We start from the raw sequence: 6,000 nt of genomic DNA, 5'->3' as shown, positions 1-6,000 counted from the left end.
CCCACCGGGCAGATAAACGGCTTCCTGTTCTTCCGTCTGCTTTTCCGCGGCCATGACGCTCTACCTCTCGGGGCTCCGGTCCGCCGCGCACCATTCGAGGACGGCGCGCGCACTGTGGTATTTGTTCTCGGCCTGGTCGAAGGCGATGCTCGCCGGGCCGTCCAGCACGTCCGCGGTCACCTCTTCGCCGCGATGGGCGGGGAGGTCGTGCATGAAGACCGCGCCCGGGCTGCTTGCCATGGTTTTCTCGGTGACCTGGAAGGGCGCGAAGACCTCGCGCCAGTCGGCGGTCGGTTTCACGGTCCCGGTGGTCTGCCAGCGGGTGGTGTAGACGACGTCGGCGGCCGGCAGGTCCGCCATGTCGTGGCGCTCCTCGATCCGGGCGCCGCTCCGCTTCGCGCTGACCGCGGCCCGTTCCAGGTACTCGGGCGCCAGCCCGTAGCCGGGCGGGGTGCGCAGCGTGAGCCGGGCGCCCCGGAACCGGGAGAGCGCCAGGGCCAGGGCGGAGGCGGTGTTGTTGCCCTCGCCCACGTAGATCACGTGCAGGTCCTCGATCCGGCCGAACCTGCGCAGCAGCGTGGTGAGGTCGGCCAGCGCCTGGGTGGGGTGCTCGCCCTGGCTCATCGCGTTGACGACGGCCATCCGCCGCTGGTCGGCGTAGGCGCGCAGTTCTCGCTCGGGACCCGCGGTGCGCGCCACCAGCACGTCGATCATGCGGGAGAGCACCGCGGCGCTGTCCTCCACGGTCTCCCCGGTGTTCTCCTGGAGGTCCCCGGGGCCGTAGGTGATCAGCCGGGCGCCCAGCCTCAGCGCCCCGGCGGAGAAGGCGGTACGGGTACGGGTGGAGGTCTTGCGGAACAGCACGCCGACGACGGTGTCCGCCAGGGGCCGGACGTCGTCGGCGGCGCCCGCGGAGAACTCGGCGCCGCGCCGGGCGATGTGCCGCAGCTCCTCGTCGGAGAGGTCGTCGATGGAAATCAGATGGCGGCGTTCGGCCTGGGGCATGGTGCTTCCTCCTGGGTGGAGCGGTTCGGGCGGCGGCTTCGGCGGGGCGGGCTCGGGGGTCAGCGGGCGAGCAGGGCGGCGCGCAGTACGCCGATGCCGTGGTCGAGCTCCTCGGGGGTGATGGTCAGCGGCGGCAGCACCTTGATCACCTCGTCGTCCCGGCCGGAGAGTTCGACGATCAGCCCGTGGTCGAAGGCGTAGCGCTGCACCTCTTCGGCGCGCTTGCCGCCGCCGCAGCGGCCCAGGTCGACGCCGAGCACCATGCCGCGGCCCCGGATGGCGATCTCCGGTTCGGCGGCCGCCAGTTCGGCTCCGAACGCGGCCAGCCGACGGGCGGGCACGGGCAGCCGGTCGAGGAAGTCCGGGCTGCTCCACAGCTCGGCAGCGGCGGTCGCGGCGACGAAGGCGAGCTGGTTGCCGCGGAAGGTGCCGGTGTGCTCGCCCGGCTCCCAGACGTCCAGTTCGGGGCGGAAGAGGGTGAGGGCCAGCGGCAGGCCGTAGCCGCTGATGGACTTGGAGACGGTGACGACGTCCGGGACGATGCCGGACTCCTCGAAGGCGAAGAACGTGCCGGTGCGGCCGCACCCGGACTGGATCTCGTCGCAGATGAGCAGGATGCCGTGGCGTTCGGTGACGGCGCGCAGTCGGCGCAGCCAGTCCGGGGACGCCGGGTAGACGCCGCCCTCCATCTGCAGCGGCTCGACGATCACCGCTGCGGGCGCCTCGACTCCGGAGGAGGAGTCGGCCAGCAGTCGTTCGATGAACGCGACGGAGTCGAAGGGGCCCTGCGGTCCGTTCTCGTAGGGGATGAAGGTGACCTCGTCCTGCCCGTGCACCCCGCCGGCGCGGCGGGCCCGGCCGTTGCCGGTGACGGCCAGCGAGCCCCGGGTCATCCCGTGGTAGCCGCCGCTGAAGGCGAAGATTCCCCGGCGTCCGGTGGCCTTGCGGGCCAGCTTCAGCGCGGCCTCGACCGCGTCGGCGCCGGTGGGCCCGGCGAACTGGGCGGTGTACTCCAGGCCGCGGGGGCGCAGGATGTGCTCGGTGAGCGCGACCAGGAAGGACCGCTTGGCCACGGTGTACATGTCGAGCCCGTGCATCATCCCGTCGGAGGCCAGGTAGTCGGCGATCCGCTCCTTGATCGGGCCGGGGTTGTGGCCGTAGTTGAGCGAGCCCGCGCCGCAGAAGAAGTCGGTGAAGACGCGGCCGTCCTCGGCGTACAGCCGTGCGCCCCTGGCGCGCTCGAAGACCACCGGGAACTTGCGGCAGTAGCTGCGGACATGGGACTCGTGCCGCTCGAAGACGGCGACGTCCGGCGCCTCGGCCGCGGCGGGGGGCGGGGGCGCGGAGGGGGAAGGGGTGAACGCGATGGTCATGGTGATCGGTGGTCCTTTCGGTTCTCGCCCGTCGTGCCGGCCGGCCGGGGGTGGCGGCCCCGAGCCGGCATGACGCGCCGTCGCGGGGTGATGGCATGCGGTGACTGTCGGTGGTGTGGCGGCGCCGTGGCGGCACGCCGCCGTGCCGGGCTTCCTCGCTACCGGCCGCCGTTCGCGAGCTGGGCGGTGGCGGGGCGGCGTGGTCGGCGCCGGGCGCCCAGGACCGGTGCGGACGGTCCGGCGGCGACGGCCGGGTAGCCGGGGAGCGCGGCGCAGAGCGCGGCCACGGTGGGGTGCTCGAAGAGCGCCCGGACCGGGACGTCGATGCCGAGCGCGGCCCGTAGCCGTACCGAGACCCGGGTGGCGAGCAGGGAGTGCCCGCCGAGCTGAAAGAAGTCGTGGTCGACGCCGATGTCCTGGACGCCCAGCACCTCCTGCCAGATCCCGGCCACGGTGCGTTCCCGGTCCGTGCGCGGCGGTGCGCCGGCGGTGGTGTCCCCGGTCGGGCGCCAGTGCGCCACCGGCGGCAGCGCCTTGCGGTCGACCTTGCCGTTCGGCGTGCGCGGCAGGGCGTCCAGCGTCACGAAGGCTTCGGGCGCCATGTAGTCGGGCAGGGTGGCCAGCAGGGCCGTCCGCAGCTCCTCGTGGCCGGGGGCGCCGGCGGCGTCCTCCCCCGGTACCAGGTAGGCAGCCAGTCGCTGGTCGCCGTCCGGCTGCGGTACGGCGAGGACCACCGCGGCCCGGAAGGGGCCGAGGGCGAGCAGCGCGGACTCGATCTCGCCCGGCTCGATCCGGTGGCCGCGGATCTTCACCTGGTGGTCGGCGCGGCCCAGGATGTCCAGGGAGCCGTCGGGGCGTCGGCGCGCCAGGTCGCCGGTACGGTACAGGCGTGCCCCGGGCCGGCCGGCGAACGGATCGGGGACGAAGGCCCCGGCCGTCTGGGCGGGGCGGCCGTGGTAGCCCCAGCCCAGTCCGCTGCCGCCGATGTACATCTCCCCGACCGCGCCTTCGGCCACCGGCTCCATGCGCGCGTCGAGCAGATGGAGCCGGGTGTTGCCGCGGAGCTCCCAGTCCACGGTCCGCCCGTGGGCGTCGAGGCGGGCGGTGGTGGACCAGACGGTGGTCTCGGTGGGGCCGTACAGATCCCAGACCCGGGCTCCGTCGGCGGCCAGCCGGACCGCGAGGTCGGTGTGCAGCTTCTCGCCGCCGCTGAGGAGGGTGAGTCCGGCGCCCGGCCGCCAGCCGGTGTCCAGCAGCATCCGCAGGGTCACCGGGGTGGCCTGGACCAGGGCGGTCCCGGCGGTGTCGATCAGCGCGGCCAGCCGCTCCGGGTCGCGGGCCTGTTCACGGTCGGCGAGCAGCAGCCGGGCCCCGGTCAGCAGCGGAAGGCACAGCTCCATCAGCGAGGGGTCGAAGGAGACCGAGGTGATGCCCAGGAAGGTGCCGCCGGGACGCAGCGGCAGCCGGGCGGCCATCGCCGCCAGGAAGTGCGTCAGCGAACGGTGCTCGACCAGCACGCCCTTGGGATGTCCGGTGGAGCCGGAGGTGTAGAACATGTACGCCAGTTCGTCCGGACCGGGGCGGCGCGGCGGAGCCGAGCGCGGGGCGGCGGCCGCCCTGGCCGCCTCGGCGGGGTCGTCGAGCAGCAGGGTGCGCTCCTCGCCCGGCCGGGGCCCGGCTCCCGTACCGTCCAGCCGCCCGGCGAGCTCCCGTTCGCTGACCAGCACCTCGGCTCCGGCGTCCTGGAGCAGATAGCCGATGCGGCCGGCCGGGTAGCCCGGGTCGAGCGGCAGGTAGACGGCGCCTGCCCTGTGCACCGCCAGCAGGGTCACCAGCAGCGCGTGGCCGCGGTCCAGGAAGACTCCGACGGGGATGCCCGGGCCGGCGCCCACCGCGGCCAGCCGGTGCGCCAGCTGGTTGGCCCGGGCGTCCAGTTCGCCGTATGTGAGATCCCCGCCGGGGCCGCTGACGGCGACCGCGTCGGGGGTGCGGGCCGCCTGCCGCGCGAACAGCTCGGTCCAGGGGACGTCCGGCGCCTCCAGCACGGCACCGTCTCCTTGGGCCAGCAGCCTGCGCCGCTCCCGCCCCGGCAGATCCGCCAGCGCGCCCGCGAGCCGGGCGACCGGGGCCTCCGGTTCGGCCACGGCGGCGGCCAGCAGGGTCACGAAGGCGGCGCCGATCCGTTCGGCGGTGTCCGGGTCGAAGAGCGCGGTGGCGTACTGCATCCGTCCGGAGATCCGGCCGTCCGGCTGGGAGAGGAGGTCCAGTGCCAGGTCGAAGGCGGTGCCGGAGGCCGGGGTGGAGATCATCTCGGTGTCCAGACCGGGCAGATGGTCCGGTTCCTCGGGCAGGGTGAGCAGTTGGAAGGAGATCTGGAAGAGGGGGTTGCGGGAGAGGTCGCGCTGCTGGGCCAGCTCGGTGACGATCCGCTCGAACGGCAGCTCGGCGTGGGTGAGCGCGGCCAGCGTGTCCGTCCGCACCCGCCGCAGCAGCTCGGCGAAGGACGGTGCGCCGCCGAGGTGGGCGCGCAGGACCACGGAGTTCACGAACAGCCCGATCAGCTCGTCGTGCCGGGGCCGGCCCCGGCCGCTGACCGGGGTGCCCACCGCGACGTCGGTCCGGCCGGCCAGCCGTCCCAGGGTGGCCTGGAAGGCGGCGAGCAGCACCATGAACCGGGTGGCCCGGTGCTCCCGGGCCACCCGGTCCACCCCTGCGGCCAGCTCGGCCGGGATGGTGAAGCGGGCGATGTCGGCGGCGCCGTCCCAGACGGCCGGACGGGGCCGGTCGGCGGGCAGCTCCAGGGGTTCCAGGCCGGCCAGTCGCTCTCGCCAGTAGGCGAGTTGGCGCTCGCCGCGCGGTCCCGCCAGCCGTGCGGCCTGCTGGGCGGCGGCATCGGCGTACTGCAGGGGCAGCGGCGCCGGTTCGGGCTGCGGCGCGGCGCCGCCGGTGCGGGCCCGGTACCCGGCCGCCAGTTCCTGGGTGAGGACCGGCCAGGAGAAGAAGTCGAAGGCGATGTGGTGGACCACGATCAGCAGCAGGTACTCCTGCTCGGCCAGCCGCACCAGGGTCAGCCGCAGCGGTGGCGCGGTCTCCAGCGGCAGGGGCCGGACGAGTTCGGCGGCGACGAACTCCGCGAGCCGCGACTCGCGCTCCTCGGACGGCAGGTGCCGCAGATCCCGGTGGTCCCACGGTACGTCCACGGTGGGCTCCACCACCGCGACCGGCTCGCCGTCCACGGCCGGGTACCGGGTCCGCAGCACCTCGTGACGGGCGAGCACCGCGCCGAACGCGCCGGTCAGCGCCTTCTCGTCGAGGTCGCCGCGGATGCGCAGCGCCAGGGGCAGCAGATCGTCCGGCGTACCGGGGCGCAGGCTGTCCAGAAACCACAACCGCCGCTGTGCGAACGACATCGGCCGGCCGGCACCCGCCTCCTGGGCATCAGCGCTGTCCACCGGTCACCTCCATGGATGCGGACGAGTCCGGGGCCTGGCACGGCTCCGGACATCTGCGAGTCTCCGCGCCGCCCGGCTTCCCGCCCAGAGAACTTCCGGCAGCCGCGTCGGCGGCCCACTCCTGCCCATGACTCCCTTGCCCGCCTCCGGCGGCCGTCGGCCCGGCCGGA

3 protein-coding genes are annotated in these 6,000 nt (G+C 74.3%); all 3 read right to left on the bottom strand.

The features are described from left to right. Window positions 1-60 precede the first annotated feature (60 nt). The 3 genes from WA762_RS29950 to WA762_RS29940 all read right to left on the bottom strand — a co-directional run bounded on the left by WA762_RS29950 (window position 61) and on the right by WA762_RS29940 (window position 5,830). Complete coding sequence (locus WA762_RS29950) at window positions 61-1,005, bottom strand: ornithine carbamoyltransferase (protein WP_335939825.1); 945 nt, start codon at window positions 1,003-1,005, stop codon at window positions 61-63. A 59-nt stretch (window positions 1,006-1,064) separates the two neighbouring features. After that, entirely contained in the window at window positions 1,065-2,378 is a 1,314-nt protein-coding gene (locus tag WA762_RS29945; RefSeq protein WP_335939823.1) for a diaminobutyrate--2-oxoglutarate transaminase, read from the bottom strand. A gap of 158 nt (window positions 2,379-2,536) precedes the next feature. Next, window positions 2,537-5,830, bottom strand: coding sequence for an amino acid adenylation domain-containing protein (locus WA762_RS29940; protein WP_335939821.1), 3,294 nt, complete (start codon window positions 5,828-5,830; stop codon window positions 2,537-2,539). Window positions 5,831-6,000: the final 170 nt, after the last annotated feature.

Origin of the sequence: Streptomyces tyrfis (assembly GCF_037034285.1) — a bacterium.
Taxonomy (GTDB): Bacteria; Actinomycetota; Actinomycetes; order Streptomycetales; family Streptomycetaceae; genus Streptomyces.
This window is presented reverse-complemented; position numbering and strand designations above follow the sequence as displayed.

Coding starts and splice junctions, on each gene's coding strand:
- WA762_RS29950 (WP_335939825.1), bottom strand. CDS start 1,005: ATGCCCCAGGCCGAACGCCGCCATCTGATTTCCATCGACGACCTCTCC.
- WA762_RS29945 (WP_335939823.1), bottom strand. CDS start 2,378: ATGACCATCGCGTTCACCCCTTCCCCCTCCGCGCCCCCGCCCCCCGCC.